The sequence below is a fragment of the Stenotrophomonas sp. SrG genome (genome assembly GCF_050031795.1).
Taxonomy (GTDB): Bacteria; Pseudomonadota; Gammaproteobacteria; order Xanthomonadales; family Xanthomonadaceae; genus Stenotrophomonas; species Stenotrophomonas rhizophila_A.
This window is the reverse complement of record NZ_JBNBBE010000438.1, coordinates 1-257: the sequence shown is the minus strand read 5'-3', so window position 1 is coordinate 257 and position 257 is coordinate 1. Positions and strand designations below refer to the sequence as shown.

Annotated in this window: 1 protein-coding gene; it reads right to left on the bottom strand. The window is 72.4% G+C overall.

From position 1 onward, the window contains the following. A partial coding sequence (locus tag ACQG3P_RS20385) for a hypothetical protein (RefSeq protein ID WP_426806059.1) occupies nucleotides 1–257 on the bottom strand: 257 nt, incomplete at both ends.

The window sequence follows — 257 nt, the reverse complement described above, 5'->3', positions numbered from 1 at the left end:
CGGGTCGCGAGGGTGGGCTCCACCCGGATCGCCGCTGCCAGCCCCGGCAGCCCCGGCACGGGTACCGTCACGCCCAGCGACTGTGCGGTGCCGGTGGCAACACGCACCGCATGCAGGTGGTTGCCCCGCGCGGACGGGGGGAAGTCTGGATCGGTCTGGAAGGAAGGGCGGAAGAAGCGCACCCACAGCTGGCTGGTGCCGCTGACCCCAAGGTCGGCCGACAGCGGGGCGACCAATGCTTCGGCTTCGTGCAGGGG